Here is a 19,501-nt window from a genome sequence, read left to right on the forward strand (position 1 = left end):
GGCGGACCGTTTGCCGTGCCGTGTGTCGTACTCGTTGTCCCGTTCGGTATGTCGTGCGATGTGCGGTAGGTGCCTGCCCGGTGGTGCGTCGGCCGTTTCAGACCGCTGCCTTTTTCAGGCGGCGGCGCTCGCGCTCGGACAGACCGCCCCAGATGCCGAATCGCTCGTCGTTGGCGAGGGCGTACTCAAGGCATTCGGAGCGGACTTCGCAGGCGAGGCAGACCTTCTTGGCCTCGCGGGTGGAGCCGCCCTTCTCGGGAAAGAAGGACTCGGGGTCGGTCTGGGCGCACAGAGCGCGCTCCTGCCACCCGAGCTCTTCGTCCGCCTCCTCGACCAGCAGTTCCTGAAACAGCTCGGTCATGTGCGCCCCTCGCTCTGTCTGTGCGTCCCCGTGACGATGCCGTCACTGATTGCTACGTAACGACACGAGTGAAATTACAAGTGCGTGGCTCCGGGGCAGTCAAGCCGAGATCTGCTATTGGGCCCCTTATTCACTCTGCGGAACCAAGCCTATGCAGAAAGTGTTCAAATCGCCAAAAATCGTGACACATGCCACCGGCACCACGAGATGCCGTCTTTACCCGTAATCCACGTGCCACCTCCGGGCGGGGTTGCGGTCCGGCCGGAGAAGCGGCGCAGATCACATTCAGGTCACGGATGTCCGGTTCTGGTTTGAGCCTCGACACAGCGCCACATCCCCTGCCCCGCAGTGCACAAACCTTTCTCCGCGCACGGTAACCGGATGAGGTGAAACTTTTACACCAAACCGGACATTGGGTTGACAGTCAGGCCCCCGAGCCGTTCTCCTTGTTCGCATGTCAGCGCCCGCAGTCGCCACCCGGACCCCCATTCGTGGGTTCCTGTGCGCTGCCCAGGTTCGCTGTTGCTGTTGCAGCTGTTGATGCCCGCGGAGCCCCGGCTCCTTCGAGCTCCGGCCCGCCCCTGCAGCAACCGCCAGCACGACTGACATCCGTCGAGGTACCCCCCACGATGAACAGCACGCACAGCGCCACCTCCGCCGCTCCCGCCACCGTCGAGAGCGACCTCCAGATCGCCGGCGACATCCTCGCCGTCCAGCACCTCCTCCAGCCCGCCCGCGAACATCCGGCCACCGTCGCCGAGTTCGTCGGGCTCGCCCGCTCCATCGCCGAGGACCGCGCCGCCTGGGAGCACCTCGTCCAGTACGACGCCACCACCCGCTGGTACCACCGGCTGCGCACCGGCCCCGGCTACGAGGTCTGGCTGCTCAGCTGGGTCCCCGGCCAGGGCAGCGGCCCGCACGACCACGGCGCCTCCTCCGGCGTCATGACCGTGCTGCAGGGCGAGCTCACCGAGCACACCGCCCGCGGCGGGCTCACCCACCGTCCCGGCACCCAGCGCGTCCTCGCCCCCGGCCACGCACACGAGGTCGTCAACGACACCCTCGACGGAGCGGTCAGCCTGCACGTGTACTTCCCCGGCCTGACCGAAATGCCCATGCACAGCTGCTCCCCGGCCGAAACGGCTTCCGTACCCGCCTGACCGGCAGCCTGCCCTGACAGACTGTCCGCATGCGCATTGTTGTTCTGGCCGGCGGTATAGGCGGCGCCCGGTTCCTGTCCGGACTCAAGTCGGCCGTGCCCGACGCGGACATCACGGTCATCGGCAACACCGGTGACGACATTCACCTCTTCGGACTCAAGGTCTGCCCCGACCTGGACACGGTGATGTACACCCTCGGCGGTGGCATCAACGAGGACCAGGGCTGGGGCCGCAGCGACGAGTCCTTCACCGTCAAGGAGGAACTCGCGGCGTACGGGGTCGGACCCACCTGGTTCGGCCTCGGCGACCGCGACTTCGCCACCCACATCGTGCGGACCCAGATGCTCGGCGCCGGATACCCGCTGAGCGCCGTCACCGAGGCCCTGTGCGACCGCTGGCAGCCCGGCGTACGGCTGCTGCCCATGTCCGACGACCGGGTCGAGACCCACGTCGCGATCACCGAGGCCGGCACCGGCGAACGCCGCGTCATCCACTTCCAGGAGTACTGGGTCCGGCTGCGCGCCTCGGTGGACGCGGAGGCCGTCGTACCCGTGGGCGCCGAGCAGGCCAAGCCCGCCCCCGGCGTGCTGGAGGCCATCGCAGCCGCCGACGTGATCATCTTCCCGCCGTCCAACCCCGTGGTCTCGGTCGGCACGATCCTCGCCGTCCCCGGCATCCGGGACGCCGTGGCCTCCGCCGGGGCGCCCGTCGTGGGCCTCTCCCCCATCGTCGGGGGCGCGCCCGTGCGCGGGATGGCCGACAAGGTGCTCGCCGCGGTGGGCGTCGAGTCCACGGCCGCCGCCGTGGCCCTGCACTACGGGACCGGGCTGCTCGACGGCTGGCTCGTGGACACCTCGGACGCGGACGCCGTCGCGGAGGTGGAGGCCGCCGGGATCACCTGCCGCGCGGTGCCGCTGATGATGACCGACCTGGAGGCCACCGCGGAGATGGCCCGGGCCGCACTGGAGCTGGCGGAGGCCTCCCGGTGACGCAGGTGCCCTCGTACGAGGTGCGGGCGCTCGACGGGATACCGGAGGTCGGGCCGGGCGACGACCTGGCGAAGCTGATCACGACGGCCGCCCCCGACCTGCGCGACGGGGACGTCCTGCTGGTCACCTCGAAGATCGTCTCCAAGGCCGAGGGCCGGATCGTCGAGGCGGACTCGCGCGAGGCCGCGATAGACGCCGAGACCGTACGGGTGGTCGCGCGCCGGGGTCCGCTGCGGATCGTCGAGAACCGGCAGGGCCTGGTCATGGCCGCGGCCGGCGTGGACGCCTCCAACACCGCCCCCGGCACGGTGCTGCTGCTGCCCGAGGACCCGGACGCCTCGGCCGCCGCGATCCGCGCCGGGGTGCGCGACGCCCTGTCCGTGGACGTGGGCGTGGTCGTCACGGACACCTTCGGCCGACCGTGGCGCACCGGGCTGACGGACGTGGCGATCGGCTCGGCCGGCGTACGGGTCCTGGACGACCTGCGCGGCGGCACGGACGGGCACGGCAATCCGCTGAGCGCGACGGTGGTGGCGACCGCGGACGAGCTGGCCGCCGCCGGTGACCTGGTCAAGGGAAAGGCCGCCGGCCTGCCGGTGGCCGTCGTCCGCGGGCTGGCCCACGTCCTGGGCGAGGGATCCTCCGCCCGGGACCTGGTGCGCTCCCCGGTCGACGACATGTTCCGGCTGGGGACCTCGGAGGCGGTACGGGAAGCCGTGACGCAGCGCCGTACCGTACGGGCCTTCACGGCGGAGCCGGTGGACCCGGGCGCGGTGCGGCGGGCGGTGGCGGCGGCCGTGACGGCCCCGGCCCCGCACCACACGACGCCGTGGCGGTTCGTGCTGCTGGAGTCCGAGGCCTCCCGGGTCCGGCTGCTGGACGCGATGCGGGACGCGTGGATCGCGGACCTGCGGGCGGACGGCAAGTCCGAGGAGTCCGTCGCGAAGCGGGTCAGGCGCGGGGACGTGCTGCGGGCCGCCCCGTACCTGGTGGTGCCGTGTCTGGTGACGGACGGAGCGCACCACTACGGGCACGCCCGGCGGGACACGGCGGAGCGGGAGATGTTCGTGGTCGCGATGGGCGCGGGCGTGCAGAACCTGCTGGTCGCGCTGGCCGGGGAGCGGCTCGGGTCGGCGTGGGTGTCCTCGACGATGTTCTGCCGGGACGTGGTGCGGGAGGTGCTGGAGCTGCCGCAGGACTGGGACCCGATGGGAACGGTGGCGGTCGGCCACCCGGCGGCGGCCCCGCCGGACCGGCCGGGGCGCTCGGCGGCGGACTTCATCGAGGTGCGGTGACGCCTGCGGCGAGCCCGTGCGACCGGCGGGCCGTCCCTGCCCTGCCGGGCGAGCCCGTGTGACCGAGGGCGACGCGCGAGGCGCGGCGCCGTCCGCCGCGGGCCCGCCCTGATCGGCGAGGACCCGACAGGACCTAAGGCCGTCTCTTTCGGATCTTGTCGGCCGAGCCCGCGTTGTCCGGTGCCGTGCATCGCAAGGCGGAGGAGCTCCCCGCGTACTGGACGTACTCGGGAGCCCCGACAACACAGCGAGGTGCGGTGCCGGGCAACGCGGGCCCGACAAGATCCGAAAGAGACGGCCTAGAGGCGGCCGATGTCGCCGCGCGGCATGCGGGGCGCGCGGCGGGGCGGGGTGCGGCCCGCGAGCAGGATGAGGCGGGCCGCGCGGTGGCGCTGGCCGGCGTACGGGGCGAGGAGCTCCAGCATGGCGGCGTCGTCGGCGTCGCGGTCGCCCGCGAGGGCGTAGCCGATGATGCCCGGCAGGTGGAGGTCGCCGGTGGTGACCGCGTCGGGGTCGCCGTTGCTGCGCTGGAGGGTCTCGGCGGAGGTCCACGGGCCGATGCCCGGGACGGCCTCCAGCCTGCGCACGGCGTCGGGCAGGTCCATCGCGGCGGCCTCCTCCAGGCGGTCCGCCACCCGGGCCGCCCGCACGACGGTGGCGGAGCGCTTGGCGTCGACCCCGGCCTTGTGCCAGTCCCAGGACGGGATCATGGCCCAGGTGCGTGCCTCGGGCAGGACGTACAGCTCGGGGCCGGGGCCCGGCGCGGGCTCGCCGTACTGCCGGACGAGGCGGCGCCAGGCGCGGTAGGCCTCGTCGGCGGTGACCTTCTGTTCCAGGACCGTGGGGATCAGGGATTCCAGGACCAGGCCGGTGCGGGTGAGGCGCAGGCCGGGACGGCGGCGGTGGCTGGCGTGCACCAGACGGTGGCGGGGCACGAAGGCGGCGGGGTCGTCGCCCGCGCCGAGGAGCGCCGGCAGCTGTTCGAGGAACCAGCCGGCGCCGGGGCCCCAGGCCTCGGCGGTGATCTCGTGGCCGGTCCCGACGACGCGCAGGGTGGCGGCGAGGCCCTCGGGGCTGCGGCCGGTACGCCAGACGGAGCCGTCGGGGGTGGTGCGGAAGGTCGGGTCGCCGGGGCCGCGGCGCAGCGGGCCGAGGACCAGCCCGAGGTCGACGGGGCCGTCGGGGGTCCAGCGGCGTTCCTTGGCCCCGGTGGCGGCCCCTGGGACGGCGCCGGTGGCGGCGCGGACGGCGGGTACGTCGGTCCGGCCGCCGCGGACGGCGGCGCGGGTGAGGGGATCGAAGCGGCCGGCCATGCCCCGAGCGTAGCGCTGCCCGGCCGAGTCCCCGGAGCCCTGGATGTTCCCGCCCCGCCTGCGTTCGAGGCGCAGGGGTCCGGGGGGCGGGGGCCGGGAGCCGGGGGGCGGGGGCCCGGGAGCCGGGGGGCGGCACCCCCGGCAACGGCGCCGCGCCCGCCGACCCCCGCCGACCCCGCCGAAGGCTACGGCCGGCCCTGGAGCTTGGCCGAGGCCGTACGGGTCGTGCCCAGCTTGCCGTAGAGCTTCGTGCCGGGGCACTGGGTGGCGAAGCCGTCCCGGTGGCCGGAGATGACGTTCATCGACACGAGCTTCCCCTTGGGGAAGCGGTTCCCTCCGCCCGATGTCAGGGTCGTCTTCGCGCGCGGGTCCCGGCCGAAGAGGCCGAGCTTCCAGGCCGTGAGGCGGGCGACCGCGTCGACCGCCACCGCCGGCGGGGCGCTGGAGGTGAAGGTGCCCAGTACGGCGACGCCCATGCTGTTGGTGTTGAAGCCCATGGTGTGCGCGCCGAGGACCGCCTTGGAGACTCCGCCCGCGCGGCCCTCGTAGACCGTGCCGCACTTGTCCACGGCGAAGTTGTAGCCGAAGTCCCGCCAGCCGCTGCTGATCACGTGGTAGCGGTACAGGCTGCGCAGGACCGCGGGGGCGTCCTTGCAGGCGTAGTTGTTGCCGGAGGCGCTGTGGTGGACGAAGGCCGCCTTGACCGTGCTCGTGTAGACGAAGCCCGACTCGCGCAGGCCCTCGTCGGCGCCCCAGCCCTTGCGGGTGACGATCCGCGGGCGCGGGCCGATGAACGGGGCGGCGGCCGCGGTCAGCCCGCCGTCGCTCGCGAAGATCGCGTCGGCGGTGGAGTCGGCCTTGTCGAGGGCGGTGATCTCGTTCGCGCCGAGCGAGGCGTGCGGGAGGTTCGCGGACGAGGACTCCGCCATCTCCATCGTCATGGCGGGCACCGCGACCTCGCCCTTGCCGTCGCCCTCGGGGCCGGTGTTCTTGCCGTCGGAGCCCGCGGCGGGGGTTTCCTCGCCCGGATCGACCAGCTCGATCCGCATGCCGGTGGGCAGCCGGGAGGGGGCGCGTGTGGTGGGGGCGCCGGGTTCCGCCTGGACGCGGATCTCCACGCCGTCGGACTCGCCCACCCACAGCGGGGCGGTGGCGCCGCGGATCCGGCGGGAGCCGCGTTCCGCCGCGTCGGGGTCGGCGGCGTGCTCGCCGTTGTGGGTCTCGACGTCCTGCCAGTCCGACCAGGTGGCGGTCAGGGTGGAGCGTGTCCGTACCTGGACCCGGCCGTGCAGTTCGGTGGTGGCGTCGTCCCAGACCACGCCGACCAGGGAGAACGTCTTGACCTCGCGTGCGGTCAGGCCCTGCGTCTCCGGGCGGGCCGGGGAGGCGCTCATTCCGGGTACTCCGGGCGTGCGCGTCGCCGCGGGTCCCAGGGGGACGAGCGGCAGCGATTGGGTGGACCCGGCGGGGGCTACGGGGGCGGTCTCGGCCAGGGCGGGAGTGGGGAGCGCGAGGGGCAGGGCCAGTACGGCGGCCGTCGCGACGCCGATCGAAGAAGCAAGGAATCCACGCATGAAAAGGATGGTGAGCACGCTCACCGCCCGGCGCCATCCGAGATCTGACGCTCCGTCCGACCCGCCCGGCGTACCCCTCCCCCGTACGGAGGAGCCGGTGGCCCCCGTACGGGGGACGGGCCCGCGTACGCTGGGCCGGGTGAACGCCACTGACCGCACCCCTGCCGACCTGCTGCGATCCGCGCTCGCCGCCGATCCGGGCCGCCCGCTCGTCACCTTCTACGACGACGCCACCGGCGAGCGCGTCGAATTGTCCGTCGCGACCTTCGCCAATTGGGTGGCCAAGACCGCCAATCTGCTCCAGGGGGATCTGGGGGCCGAGCCCGGGGACCGGCTCGCGCTGATGCTGCCGGCGCACTGGCAGAGCGCGGTCTGGCTGCTCGCCTGTGCCTCGGTCGGGGTCGTCGCCGAGGTCGGCGGCGATCCGGCCGGTGCGGATCTCGTCGTCAGCGGGCCGGACACCCTGGAGGAGGCCCTGGCGTGCGGCGGTGAGCGGGTGGCGCTCGCGCTGCGGCCGCTGGGCGGCCGGTTCCCGCAGCCGCCGGCCGGGTTCGCCGACTACGCGGTGGAGGTGCCGGGGCAGGGCGACCGCTTCGCGCCCTTCGTGCCGGTGGATCCCGAGGGCCCGGCGCTGGTCGTCGACGGCGAGGAACTCACGCAGGCGGAGCTTGTGGTCCGCGCCCGCGAGGACGCGGCGAAGCTGGGCCTCGGCGAGGGCTCCCGGGTGCTGACCGGACGGGGCTACGACACCTGGGACGGCCTCTCGGCAGGGCTCTACGCGGCGCTGGCCGCGGGCGGGTCCGTGGTGCTGTGCCGGAACCTGGACCGGCTCCCGGCGGACGGGCTGGAGCGGCGCAGCGAGAGCGAGCGCATCACCCACACCGTCTGATCGCCGTCCGGAAGCCCGTCGCCCACACTGGTGAAGAGCAGGTACGGGCGATTTGTCACCCGCATGGCCCTAGACAAGCCCCTGCCCCCGGGCTGCTCCGGCAGCCCGGGGGCAGCATCGGCAGTGGCCGTGCTCACCCGTACGGCCGACGGCCCAAGTCGTAGCGGCGAGGGGACGGACGCCAGTGAGGGACAGCGCAGGCATACCGGACGACGCCGAAGCGGCCGGGGGCGCGGGGCGCCCCCAGCGCAGCCGCGGGCGCCGGCGCCGGCTGCTGCGCTGGACCGGCCTCGGGGCCGCCTTCCTGGTCCTGGCGGGCACGGCCACCGGCTGGTGGCTCTACAACAAGCTCGACGGGAACATCACCGAGGACACCTCGGCCGCGGCCGAGCTGAGGCGGTACGAGCGGGAACGCCCGGCGCACCTGGCCACCGGGTCCCAGAACATCCTGCTGATCGGCTCCGACTCCCGCTCCGGCAGGAACAACGCCGGGTACGGCCGGGACAAGGGCACCCAGCGCTCGGACACCACGATCCTGCTGCACCTGCCGCAGGACCGCAGGAGCGCGACCGCGGTGTCGATACCCCGGGACCTGATGACGGACATCCCCACCTGCCGCAAGACGGACGGGAGCCGCACCGGCGAGCAGTTCGCGCAGTTCAACTGGGCCTTCCAGTGGGGCGGGGCCGCCTGCACGATCCGTACCGTCGAGAAGCTCACGGGGATCCGGATCGACCACCACATGGTGATCGACTTCGGCGGGTTCAAGAAGATGGTCGACGCCATCGGCGGGGTGGAGGTCTGCCTCAAGGAGCCGGTGAACGACTCCGAGGCCAAGCTGCGGCTGGCCGCCGGGCGCCAGACCCTGCGGGGCGAGCAGGCGCTGGGCTACGTCCGCGCCCGCCACAGCCTGGGCAACGGCAGTGACACCGAACGGATGGACCGGCAGCAGCAGTTCCTCGGTTCGCTCGTCAAGAAGGTGCAGAGCAACGGGGTGCTGCTCAATCCGGCCCGGCTGTACCCGCTGCTGGACGCGGCGACCTCCTCGGTGACCACGGACCCGGGGCTGGCCTCGCTGCGCGGCCTGTACGAACTCGTACGGGGCATGCGGGACATACCAACCGATCAGGTTAAGTTCCTGACGGTACCCCGCAAACCCTATGCACCGAACCCGAACAGGGACGAGCTGGTCGAACCCGATGCTGAACAGCTGTTCCAGCAGCTGCGGATGGACAAGCCGGTCACGGTCGCCCCGCCGGAGCCCACCCCGGCCGCGGACGCGGCCGAGGCCCCCGGGACGGGCACGGAAGCCGGCGCGGACGCCGGTGCGGACGCCGGTGCGGACGCCGGTGCGGACGCAGAGCTCACGGACGAGGGAACCATCACACCCCCGGCTCCCGTCCCCACTTTCACCGGAACCACTGCAGGGAACGCCGACTGCCGGTAAAGCAATCCCAAAAGCCGGTGACCGAACCGAGTGGGATGGGTGTTTCGCCCCGTTATAAGGGGAGTGGAATTTGTCACCAGCATGGTTTGCCGCCGAACAGGGCGGATAGGGTGAGCGATCCGGTGCCCGGCCGGACCAGAGGCGGGCACCAGCAGCCGGATCGTTGACCGTGCGCCCGGGGGAGGCGCGTCGCGAGGCACCGACGGAGGATTCGAGCAACCGTGGATGCGCAAAGCCGTGGGCGGGCCGAGGAGATCGACCCCGCAGACCAGTGGGTACTCAACCCCCGCACCGGCAACTACGAACTGCGACTGGCCGACTCCGCCGCGCAAGCGCGGCCCAAGGTCACCGCACCCCGCAGATCGCCGTCTGCTCCCTCCGCCCCCACCGCCCCCTCACCGGGCGTACCGAAGCCGCGCCGCGGCGACGCCCCGCCCGGGGGCCGGCGCGGCGGCCGCTCCCGCAAGGGCGGGGGCGGCGGAGGACGTCGCAAGAAGGCGCTGATCATCACCGGCGGAACCCTGGCGTTCCTGCTGGTGGGCGGCTCCGTGGCGGCGTACCTCTACTACGACCACCTGAACGGCAACCTCAACGTCACCGACGTGGCGGGCGCGGGCACCGGCGGCTTCAAGAAGGACCAGGCCATCAACATCCTGGTCATCGGTACCGACAAGCGCACCGGCGCCGGCAACGAGGCCTACGGGGACAAGGACAGCGTCGGCCACGCCGACACCACGATCCTGTTCCACGTCTCGAAGGACCGGACGAACGCGACCGCGCTGTCCATCCCGCGTGACCTGATCACCAACATCCCGGCCTGCCCGACGAAGCAGCCGGACGGCTCGACGAAGACGATCGCGCCCTCCAAGGGCACGCGCTTCAACACCAGCCTGGGCCAGGAGGGCCGCGACGCGGGCTGCACCATGCGCACCGTCAAGGAGCTCACCGGCGTCGAGGTCGACCACTTCATGATGGCCGACTTCAACGCCGTCAAGACGCTGAGCACGGCGGTCGGCGGAGTACCGGTGTGCCTGGACAAGGCCGTGAACGACGAGGGCGGTTCGCAGCTCAAACTGGACGCCGGCGAACACCGTCTGTCGGGCGAACAGGCCCTCGCCTTCGTCCGCACCCGGCACGGCTTCGGCAACAACAGCGACCTCGACCGGATCCGGATCCAGCAGCAGTTCCTGGGCTCGATGATGCGTGAGATGAAGTCGAAGGAGACGCTGACCAGCCCCAAGAAGTTCCTCTCCCTCGCCGAGGCCGCCACCAAGTCGCTGAGCGTGGACTCGGGGATCGGGTCCATCGGCAAACTCACCGATCTTGCCGGTGAGTTGAAGAACATCGACATGAAGAACATCACCTTCACCACCCTGCCGGTGGACGACAACCCGGCCGAACCGGTGGGCAAGAAGGCGACCGTCGTCGTCAACAAGGGCCTGGCCGATCCGCTGTTGCAGATGATCCGGGGGGACGTCTCGCTCACGGAGGTCGAGAAGAAGGAGCAGGCCGCCAAGGAGGCGGCCGACGCGGACGCGAAGGCCAAGCAGGACGCGCTGCTCCAGGGCAACCGCGCGGCCGCGGGCGACGTACGGGTGACCGTCTACAACGGCGGCGGGCCCCAGGGCGCCGCCTCCACCACGCTGAACTGGCTGCAGGGCAGCAAGGGCGTGTCCAAGGCGGGCCAGGGCGGCAACGCGCCCGCGAAGGTCGGCGCCACGCAGCTGGAGTACGCGCCCAACCAGGCCGACCAGGCCCGGGCGCTGGCGGACATCATGGGTCTGCCGGCCACCGCACTGAAGATGGGGACGGCGGATGCGTCGGCGAAGACCCCGATGAAGCTGACCCTGGGCCCGGACTTCACGCAGCCGGGGGCCGCGCTGTCGGCCCCGGTGCCGCAGCAGCTGCCCGAGGACGTGCAGCGGTCGCAGGCCGACAAGGCGACCTGCGCCAAGTAACGGGACCCGGCCGGGACACCGGCACACTGTTGACCAAGAAGGATCTTGAGGGGGACGCGTGAGGCAGAGCAGCGTGCGAGGGGAGGGGGCGAACGCCCGGGGCGCCGGGGAAATATCCGACGGCGAGCCGGGCGAGTCCGGCACGGTGCCCCCACCGCGGGGCGGCTCCAGAACGGGCCGCAGGACGGCCGGCAGCCGTCCCAACCGACGGGGCCGACGGCGCGTGCTGCGCTGGACGGCCTCTGTGCTGTCCTTCCTGATACTCGGTACGGCGGCGGCCGGTTACCTGTACTACCGCCACCTGAACGGCAACATCCAGACGGACGCGCTGAACCTCGGCGAGACCAAACTGGGCGGCTCCAAGCCCAACGCCTTCGGGCAGACGCCGCTGAACATCCTCCTGATCGGCTCGGACGCGCGCGACGACGCGGCGAACCAGGCCCTCGGCGGCGGCAGGGACACCTTCGACGGCCCGCCGCTCGCGGACGTGCAGATGCTGCTGCACCTGTCCGCGGACCGCAGCAACATGTCGGTGGTGTCGATGCCGCGCGACACGATGCTGATGATGCCCAAGTGCACCGAGCCGAACGGCAAGGTGCACCCCGCCAGCAAGGGCCTCGTGCAGACCAACGAGTCCCTGCAGCGCGGCGGCCCGGGCTGTACGGTCGCCGCCTGGCAGGAGCTGACCAAGATCCCCATCGATCACTTCATGATGATCGACTTCAAGGGCGTGGTCTCGATGGCGGACGCCATCGGCGGCGTCCCGGTCTGCGTCGAGGAGAACGTCCACTCCCGCACCCGTGACGGCAAGGGCTCCGGCCTGAAGCTGCCGAAGGGCACGAGCGTCATCCAGGGCGAGACGGCCCTGCAGTGGCTGCGCACCCGCTACGGCTTCGAGGACGGCACCGACATCGGCCGCACGCACGCTCAGCACCAGTACATGACGTCGATGGCCCGCGAGTTCCGCAAGAACGCCAAGCTCACCAACCCGGTGAAGCTCAACAGCCTGGCGCAGGCGGCCATCGACGCCATGGTCGTGGACACCGGCCTGAACAAGATCGACAAGCTGTACGACCTGAGCACCGAGCTCAAGAAGGTCCCCCCGGGCCGGATCACCATGACCACCATGCCCTGGGTCTACAGCACCAAGCCCGGCCTGGACGGCCGGGTCGAGCCCATGGCGACGGAGGCCGAGGCCGTCTTCCGGATGGTCCGCGAGGACATCGCGCTCGACGGCAAGGGCAACGGGACCCCGGAGAGCGGCGCCTCTCCCTCGCCGGGCGCCTCCGCGACCCCGACCGCCCCGGTGACGGCGCCCACCACGGCCCCGGCCGCCGCTCCCGCGAAGATCTCGGTCTCCGTCCGCAACGCCACGAGCGGCAAGGACGGCACCGAGACCAGGGTCCGCAACCGGGCCGGCGACGTGGCCGCGCTGCTGGTCGGCAAGGGCTTCACCAAGGCTTTGGCCGACACCCAGACCGGGGCCGAGGACACCACGGTGATCCGCTACGCCACGGACGCGCAGGCGGCCGACGCGGGGGCCCTGGCCACCGCGCTGGACCTGCCCTCCGCTTCGGTGCAGAAGTCGGACCAGGTCCCCGGGATCACCCTGTTCGTCGGCAAGGACTGGCGCAGCGGCAACGCGCCGACCCCGCCGCCGCCCGCCCCGACCGTGGCCCCGACCTCGGCCCACGCGCTCAACGGCGACAACGAGGGTGCCTGCATGGCGATCCAGCCGGGCTTCACCTGGTAGAGCGCGCGCGGAAGGGGCCCGGCGCGGCGGCTGTGACGGTACACAGCCTGCCCGCGCCGGGCCCCTTCCGTATGTCTCAGACCTGCGAGGAGTCCCGGTGCACGGCCGGACGGCGGCTCGCGATGACCTTGTCCGCCAAGGCCTTCGGGCTGGTCAGGAAGCCGAAGCCCCAGCTCAGGTGCATGGTCGCCAGGGCGACCGGGATCTGCGCCCGGGCCTTGATCCCGAGCCCCTTGCCCGCCGGTACGGAGCCCGCGGTGATCGCCGCGAGGTAGCCGGCCGGGACGGCGAAGCCCAGGGGGGTGACCGCCACGCCCACGACCACGCCGGCGGCGATCGCGCAGACCAGGGTCGGCGGGGCCAGGTAGCGCAGGTTGATGGAGCCCGAGTGGTAGCGGGCCACCACGTGGCGCCAGCGCCCGTAGTCCTTGTACTGCTTGGCCAGGGCCCGAACGGAGCGGCGCGGACGGTACTGGACCATCAGCTCCGGCGAGAACCAGATCAGGCCGCCGGCCTCGCGGATGCGGAAGTTCAGCTCCCAGTCCTGGGCCCGGATGAACTCCTCGTTGTAGCCGCCCTGCTGTTCCAGGGCCTCGCGGCGGAAGACACCGAGGTAGACGGTCTCGGCCGGGCCGGCCTGGCCGCCGGTGTGGAAGGGCGCGTTGCCGACGCCGATCCTCGAGGTCATCGCGGCGGCGACGGCCTCTTCCCAGGCGTTCTCGCCCTCGGCGTGCATGATACCGCCGACGTTCTGCGCGCCCGTCTCCTCCAGGAGGCGGACCGCGGTGGCGATGTAGTTCGGGGAGAGCATGCCGTGGCCGTCGACGCGCACCACGATCGGGTGGCGCGAGGCCTTGATGGCGGCGTTGAGCGCCGCCGGGGTCCGGCCCGTGGGATTCGGGACGGTGTGGACTCGGGGATCCTCGGCGACGAGTTCTGCGGCGATCTCGTCGGTGCGGTCCGTGGACGGCCCGAGCGCGATCACCACCTCCATCTCGCCCGCGTACTCCTGTTCGAGGATGTGGCGGACGGAATCGCGGAGGTAGTGCTCCTCATTGAGCACCGGCATGATCACCGAGACTGCGGGCTGCTGGGCGGGCATGTCGTCCTTCAAGGTCGGGTATCGGTGTCACGTTACCGCGTACGGGGGAACCGGGTGCGCGCCGAGCGACCGGTACGGACAGCGGCTGATCGTATGGGCCTACTGTCTGTTGCATCAGCTGAAGCCGGCCAGTGCCCCGACTGGTCTCCCTGCTGCCCCCGCGGAGGTGTCCACCGTGCCCCAGCCGCACCGTCCCGCCCGTCCCGCCGGGCCGCCCCGGCCGCAGCGCGCCCGGCGCGGCGCGGGCGGCCGCGCCCGGCACCGGGACGGACGACCCCGGTGGGGGGTACGGATCGCGGCCGGCCTGTCGTTGGCGGTGCTCGGCTCCGGGGCCGTCGGACACGCCGTGATGACCGGACTGGACACCGGGATCGAGCGGGTGGACCCGTTCAAGGACATGAAGAACCGCCCTCAGGCCGGACACGGCCTCAATTTCCTGCTGGTGGGCACCGACGGACGGGAGAAGATCTCCCCGGAGGAGAAGCGCGAGTACCGCCTGGGCGGAGCGCCCTGCCACTGCACGGACACGATCATGCTCGTGCACCTGTCGGCGGACAAGGAGCGGGCCAGCGTGATCAGCCTGCCCCGCGACTCCTACGCCGAGGTGCCCGCCCACCGGGACCTGGTCTCCGGGAAGACGCACAAGGCCCATCCCGTACGGCTGAACGCGGCGTACGCCGAGGGCGGGCCCAACCTGACCGTGCGGACCGTGGAGAACATGACCCGGGTGAAGATCGACCACTACCTGGAGGTCGACTTCACCAGCTTCATGAAGACGGTCGATGCGATGGGCGGCGTGGAGATCTGCACGGCCAAGACCATGCGCGACCGCAACACCGGCCTCGACCTGCTGCCCGGCAGCCACCGCCTCAGCGGCGGACAGGCCCTGCAGTACGTGCGCTCGCGCCATGTCGACGGGGCCTCCGACCTCGGCCGGATGCAGCGTCAGCAGCGGTTCATCGCCGCCCTGATCAAGCAGGCGACCGGGGGTGGCGTACTGCTGAACCCGGTGAAGTTCAAGGAGGTCAGCGCCACCCTCCTCGGCTCGGTCCGGGCCGACAAGGACTTCGGCTCGGAGCAGATGCTGGCCCTCGGACAGGCGATGCGCGACTTCACCCCGTCCTCCTCGGAATTCGCCTCGGTGCCCATCGGCAGCCCCTCCTTCCCCGTCAAGGGCATCGGATCCACCGTGAAGTGGGACGAGCCGAAGGCGGCCAAGCTGTTCGAGGCGCTGCGCGAGGACCGGCCGCTGGCCCCGGCCCGGCCCGGGCGCACCGGTGGCGGCCCGCCCGCGGCGGTGCCGGTGGACGTGCCCCCGCGCCAGGTCCGGGTCCAGGTGGAGAACGGCACCCGGATCGACGGGCTGGGCGGGCGGGTCGACGCCGCCCTGCGCGCCACCGGCTTCGACACCACACGGGCCCCGGGCAACGGCGCCAGCCGTGAGGTCAGGCGCACGGTGGTCACGTACGACCCGCGCTGGGACCGCTCCGCGCGTTCGGTGGCGACGGCGCTGCCGGGCAGCGAGCTGCGGGCGGTCGCCGGCCAGGGCCGGACGGTGGTGGTGATCGCGGGCGCCGACTACCGCAAGGTGGTGCCGGTGCGCGCGGAGGACCCCTACCAGGGCGCCTTCGGGGTGGTCACCGGCGACCAGGTGGTCTGCGGGAACCGAGGGGCCGCGGAGGCCCCCTGAGCGACGTCAGTCGTCGAAGCCCTGGGCCGCACGCTCCTCGCGCAGCGCCATGATCGCCTGGCGGCGGGCGAGCCGGTGGGTGCGGCGGATCTGCGCCTCCTGGTAGCGCCGCTCGTCGCGCTCCGTCTCCGGGAGGACCGGCGGGACCTGGCGGGGCTTGCCCTCGGCGTCCACCGCCGCGAAGACGAGGTAGGCGCTGCCGACCTGGGTGGCGGGGGTGGACTCGTTCCACCGCTCCGCGAGGACGCGTACGCCGATCTCCATGGAGGAGCGGCCGGTCCAGTTGCACTGGGCCTTCACGTGGACGAGGTCGCCCACGCGCACGGGCGCGAGGAAGGCCATTTCGTCCATGGAGGCGGTGACCGCCGGGCCGCCGGAGTGGCGGCCGGCCACGGCGCCCGCCGCGTCGTCCACCAGCTTCATGATCACGCCACCGTGCACCGTACCGAGGAGGTTGGTGTCGTTGGCGGTCATGATGTGGCTCAGGGTCGTCCGGGAGGCTGCCGTCGGCTTCCCGGGCAGCTCGCCCGGTATCTGTGTCATACGGACACCTTAGTTGGCCCCTGGAGGCATCAGCTCTGCAACAGCAGCGGAACGGAATGCGGACCGGGCTGTCGGACGACGCCGGTGGCCAGGCATCCTAGGGCGCATGAATGACTGGCCAGAAGGTCGTGACGACGCGTACGGACGCGGCAGCGCGCAGCCGCAGCCCGACGGTGTGCAGCGGATGCGGCACATCCAGCGGCAGCCGCAGCCGCAGCAGCCGGCGCGGCCCCCGCAGCCCCCGCGCCCGCAGCGGCCGGCGGGCCCGCCGCCCACCCGCGGCGTACCCCCGCAGCAGGGGGGCAGCCACGACACGTACGGCGGTTACGACAGCGGCTACAACACCGGCCAGGTCTACGGGAACCCCGCGGGCGGCCCTCCCGGCGGGCCGGGAGGGCCCGGCGGGCCGTCCGGACCCGGCCGCCCCGGGCGGGCGCCCGGTCCCGCCCCGGACTGGCGCAGGCGGATCAAGGTCGGCTCGATCGTGCTGGTCTCGGCGCTGCTGGTGACCTCGGTCTCCACCTACTTCTGGGCCGACTCCAAGGTGCGCCGCGAGGTGGACCTCTCCAAGGTCATCGAGCGCCCGAAGGAGGGCGACTGCACGACGTACCTGATCGTGGGCTCCGACAGCCGCGAGGGCATGTCCGCCGAGGAGAAGAAGAAGCTGCACACGGGTTCGGCCGAGGGCAAGCGGACCGACTCGATGATGATCCTGGCGAAGTGCTCCAGCGGGAACACCATGATCTCGCTGCCCCGCGACTCGGACGTGGAGATCCCCTCCTTCGTGGGCTCTCAGTCCGGCAAGACCTTCCCCGCGCAGGGGCGCCGGGTCAAGCTCAACGCGGCATACGCGGAGGACGGCCCCGAGCTGCTGGTGCGGACGGTGGAGCACAACACGGGCCTGCGCATCGACCACTACGCGGAGATCGGCTTCGCCGGCTTCGCGAACATCGTGGACGCGCTGGGCGGTGTGGAGCTGAACATCGAGGAGGGCTTCAAGGACGAGAAGTCGGGCGCCGACTTCAAGGCCGGCAAGCAGACCCTCAACGGCGAGCAGTCGTTGGCCTTCGTACGGACCCGGTACGCCTTCGCCGAGTCCGACCTGCAGCGGACGAAGAACCAGCAGAAGTTCCTGTCGGCGCTGGCCAGTCAGGCCGCGACGCCTTCGACGATCCTCAACCCGTTCGCGCTCTACCCGATGCTGGGCGCGGGCCTGGACACGCTCATCGTGGACAAGGACATGGGCCTGTACGACATGGGCCAGATGTTCTTCGCGATGAAGGGGGTCAACGGCGGTGACGGGGTGTCGATGAACATGCCGATCTCCGGCCAGCGCGGCGGCAACCTCGTCTGGGACAAGGCGAAGGTGCAGCAGCTGGTGAAGCAGATCCAGAACGACGAGAAGGTCACCGTCCGCGGCAACTGACGGCGGCGGGGCGGTGATGACGGCGGCCCGGCGGGCCGCCGTCCCGTCGGTCCGCCCCGTCCTGCGCGCTCCCCGCTCCCCGGATCAGGCGTCCGGGGAGAACCGGATGGCGGCGGCGGGCAGCTGCGCCTCGCACCACACGCGGGCGCCGGTGCGCAGTTCGTTGTCGGCCCCCACGGCGGCGCCGTCGCCGACGACGGTGCCCTCCAGGACGGTCCGCGCGCCGATGGAGGCGCCGGCACCGATCAGGCTGGCGTTCACCTGGGCGTCCGGGCCGATGACGGCGTCGTCGAGGACGATCGAGCCCTGCACGACCGCTCCGGCCTCGATGCGGGCTCGGGCGCCGACGACGGTGCCCCCGGAGAGCTTGGCCCCGGCCGCCACCTGGGCGCCCGGCAGGACCAGGGCCTCGCCGCGGCGTCCGGGGAGGGCCGGGGAGGAGACCACGCCGCGTACGAGGTCGGCGGAGGCCTGGATGATCGACTCGGGCTTGCCGAGGTCCATCCAGTAGGTGTTCTCGGTGACGCCGTGCAGTCTGGCACCGGCGGCGAGCAGGCCGGGGAAGGTCTCGCGCTCGACGGAGACCGGGCGGCCGGCCGGGATGGAGTCGATCACGCTGCGGCGGAAGACGTAGCAGCCGGCGTTGATCTGGTCGGTGATGATTTCTTCGGGGGTCTGCGGCTTCTCGGTGAAGGCCAGCACCCGCCCCTCGGCGTCGGTGGGGACCAGACCGAAGGCGCGCGGGTCCTCGACCCGGACCAGGTGCAGGGAGACGTCGGCGTCGGCCGCCTTGTGGGACTCGACCAGGCCGGCGATGTCCAGGCCGGTGAGGATGTCGCCGTTGAAGACGAGGACGGCGGAGTCCGGGCCGCCGGTCAGGCGCGCTCCGGCGTTGCGGATGGCGCCGCCGGTCCCGAGGGGCTCGTCCTCGACCACGTACTCGAGGCTGAGGCCGAAGTCGGATCCGTCACCGAAGTACGGCTCGAAGACCTCGGCGAGGTAGCAGGTGGCCATCACGATGTGGGTGACACCGGCGGCGGCGGCCCTGGCTATCTGGTGGGCGAGGAACGGGACACCGGCCGTGGGGACCATCGGCTTGGGCGTGTTCACCGTCACGGGGCGCAGGCGCGTCCCTTGTCCGCCGACCAGCAGGATCGCTTCCGTCATTGCGTTCTCCCCAACCGAATTCCGGCGTACGAAGGTCCAAATTTAGCCCATCCGGGGGCGTCCCAAGGCCGGAGCCGGATGGGGGTGACCGGGTGCGCTCCCCGGGGGGCGCGACACCCGGTGTGTCATGAAATGACCGGTGCCGAATGGCCCGTTCGACCGTCAGGCGGTGAACGGATTGGCGTGGCCGGGCAGTTGCTGTCCGGGCTGCAGGAAGCGCTGCCTGCCGGCCGCGTCCCGGACCGGGACGAACCCGGCGTCGGTCAGCCGCTGGGCGATCCGCTGCCGGCGGACCGCGCCCAGCTTGAAGGCGCCTCCCAGGAACGCGGCGAGGGCCGCGCCGCCGGCGAGCGCGCCGACCGGCATGCCGACGAGGAGCAGGACGAGGACCAGGGCTCCGCAGGATCCCCAGGCGATCGTCTTCTGCCGCTTGTCCGCGGCCTGGGCCATGACGTCGAGCGTGATCCGGTCCTTCATCAGTGCCACGGATTCCTGCACCTCGGGGAGCGGCTTGAGCGTCCCGGGCCGCATTCCCGGCACGGTCCCGCCGTTGCCCGCCTGCGGGTGGGCGGCGATCGTCGCCGCTTCACGGGCGCGCGCCCCGGGGCTCGGATCCCGGTACATCCGCACCAGGACGAGCGAGTTGTTGTGCCCCGTCCGGTGCGCCCGGTCGTACGCGTAGCCGTACTGCTCCGCGATGTGGGCCAGGGCGGTCACCCGGTTGACCGTCGGCTCCGGGCCGATCTCGACGACGTCCTGGCGGGCGATCTGCCCGAGCAGCGCCGATATCTGGCGTTCCGTGAACATGCTTGTTACCGCCCCACCTGCGCGCCT

The 19,501-nt window shown here is 72.1% G+C and carries 16 protein-coding genes; 9 read left to right on the forward strand and 7 right to left on the reverse strand.

Annotated elements, in window-relative coordinates:
- Positions 1-97 precede the first annotated feature (97 nt).
- Positions 98-361: a WhiB family transcriptional regulator gene (locus tag OG753_RS17910; protein ID WP_003983763.1), complete on the reverse strand. Its 264-nt coding sequence runs from the start codon at positions 359-361 to the stop codon at positions 98-100.
- 629 nt (positions 362-990) lie between these two features.
- On the opposite strand from OG753_RS17910, the gene OG753_RS17915 reads away from it, so the two are divergent.
- Genes OG753_RS17915 through OG753_RS17925 form a run of 3 tightly spaced genes read left to right on the forward strand, consistent with a single transcriptional unit; the run spans position 991 to position 3,805 of the window.
- Positions 991-1,521, forward strand: a complete 531-nt coding sequence (locus OG753_RS17915; protein WP_327262768.1) for a cysteine dioxygenase family protein — start codon at positions 991-993, stop codon at positions 1,519-1,521.
- Positions 1,522-1,550: 29 nt separating this feature from the next.
- Entirely contained in the window at positions 1,551-2,510 is a 960-nt protein-coding gene (gene cofD, locus OG753_RS17920) for a 2-phospho-L-lactate transferase (RefSeq protein ID WP_327262769.1), read from the forward strand.
- Positions 2,507-3,805 carry a coenzyme F420-0:L-glutamate ligase gene (locus OG753_RS17925; protein WP_405789161.1) on the forward strand — a complete coding sequence of 433 codons (1,299 nt, stop codon included), beginning with the start codon at positions 2,507-2,509 and terminating at the stop codon, positions 3,803-3,805. Before cofD ends, OG753_RS17925 begins: the two co-directional genes overlap by 4 nt.
- Before the next feature lie 299 nt (positions 3,806-4,104).
- Here OG753_RS17925 and OG753_RS17930 read toward each other — a convergent pair whose 3' ends face one another.
- Together OG753_RS17930 and OG753_RS17935 are read right to left on the reverse strand one after the other, a co-directional pair.
- Positions 4,105-5,118 carry a DNA-3-methyladenine glycosylase 2 family protein gene (locus OG753_RS17930; protein WP_327262771.1) on the reverse strand — a complete coding sequence of 338 codons (1,014 nt, stop codon included), beginning with the start codon at positions 5,116-5,118 and terminating at the stop codon, positions 4,105-4,107.
- 185 nt (positions 5,119-5,303) lie between these two features.
- Positions 5,304-6,692, reverse strand: coding sequence for a peptidoglycan recognition protein (locus OG753_RS17935; RefSeq protein WP_405789163.1), 1,389 nt, complete (start codon positions 6,690-6,692; stop codon positions 5,304-5,306).
- Between the two features lie 139 nt (positions 6,693-6,831).
- Between OG753_RS17935 and OG753_RS17940 the strand changes: the two genes are divergently transcribed.
- The 4 genes from OG753_RS17940 to OG753_RS17955 all read left to right on the forward strand — a co-directional run bounded on the left by OG753_RS17940 (position 6,832) and on the right by OG753_RS17955 (position 12,739).
- Complete coding sequence (locus OG753_RS17940; protein WP_405789165.1) at positions 6,832-7,581, forward strand: TIGR03089 family protein; 750 nt, start codon at positions 6,832-6,834, stop codon at positions 7,579-7,581.
- 184 nt (positions 7,582-7,765) lie between these two features.
- Positions 7,766-9,028 (forward strand): LCP family protein, encoded by a 1,263-nt coding sequence (locus OG753_RS17945; RefSeq protein ID WP_405789167.1) that lies wholly within the window; start codon positions 7,766-7,768, stop codon positions 9,026-9,028.
- A 221-nt stretch (positions 9,029-9,249) separates the two neighbouring features.
- A complete protein-coding gene (locus OG753_RS17950; protein WP_327262775.1) occupies positions 9,250-10,986 on the forward strand; it encodes an LCP family protein in 1,737 nt (578 codons plus the stop codon).
- Between the two features lie 73 nt (positions 10,987-11,059).
- Complete coding sequence (locus OG753_RS17955) at positions 11,060-12,739, forward strand: LCP family protein (protein ID WP_405792705.1); 1,680 nt, start codon at positions 11,060-11,062, stop codon at positions 12,737-12,739.
- A gap of 76 nt (positions 12,740-12,815) precedes the next feature.
- On the opposite strand, the gene OG753_RS17960 is transcribed toward OG753_RS17955, so the two are convergent.
- Positions 12,816-13,841 (reverse strand): glycosyltransferase family 2 protein, encoded by a 1,026-nt coding sequence (locus tag OG753_RS17960; RefSeq protein ID WP_327262777.1) that lies wholly within the window; start codon positions 13,839-13,841, stop codon positions 12,816-12,818.
- Positions 13,842-14,016: 175 nt separating this feature from the next.
- Between OG753_RS17960 and OG753_RS17965 the strand changes: the two genes are divergently transcribed.
- Complete coding sequence (locus tag OG753_RS17965; protein WP_405789170.1) at positions 14,017-15,531, forward strand: LCP family protein; 1,515 nt, start codon at positions 14,017-14,019, stop codon at positions 15,529-15,531.
- A 6-nt stretch (positions 15,532-15,537) separates the two neighbouring features.
- Here OG753_RS17965 and OG753_RS17970 read toward each other — a convergent pair whose 3' ends face one another.
- Positions 15,538-16,074 (reverse strand): acyl-CoA thioesterase, encoded by a 537-nt coding sequence (locus OG753_RS17970; RefSeq protein ID WP_327262779.1) that lies wholly within the window; start codon positions 16,072-16,074, stop codon positions 15,538-15,540.
- A gap of 106 nt (positions 16,075-16,180) precedes the next feature.
- Between OG753_RS17970 and OG753_RS17975 the strand changes: the two genes are divergently transcribed.
- Positions 16,181-17,500, forward strand: a complete 1,320-nt coding sequence (locus OG753_RS17975) for an LCP family protein (protein ID WP_327262780.1) — start codon at positions 16,181-16,183, stop codon at positions 17,498-17,500.
- Positions 17,501-17,584: 84 nt separating this feature from the next.
- Here OG753_RS17975 and OG753_RS17980 read toward each other — a convergent pair whose 3' ends face one another.
- Both OG753_RS17980 and OG753_RS17985 read right to left on the reverse strand, forming a co-directional pair.
- Positions 17,585-18,667: a sugar phosphate nucleotidyltransferase gene (locus OG753_RS17980; RefSeq protein ID WP_405789172.1), complete on the reverse strand. Its 1,083-nt coding sequence runs from the start codon at positions 18,665-18,667 to the stop codon at positions 17,585-17,587.
- Between the two features lie 162 nt (positions 18,668-18,829).
- On the reverse strand, positions 18,830-19,474 hold the full coding sequence (locus OG753_RS17985) for a hypothetical protein (RefSeq protein ID WP_327262782.1): 645 nt from the start codon (positions 19,472-19,474) through the stop codon (positions 18,830-18,832).
- Positions 19,475-19,501: the final 27 nt, after the last annotated feature.

The organism is Streptomyces sp. NBC_00029 (assembly GCF_045160505.1).
In the GTDB taxonomy this organism is placed as follows: domain Bacteria; phylum Actinomycetota; class Actinomycetes; order Streptomycetales; family Streptomycetaceae; genus Streptomyces.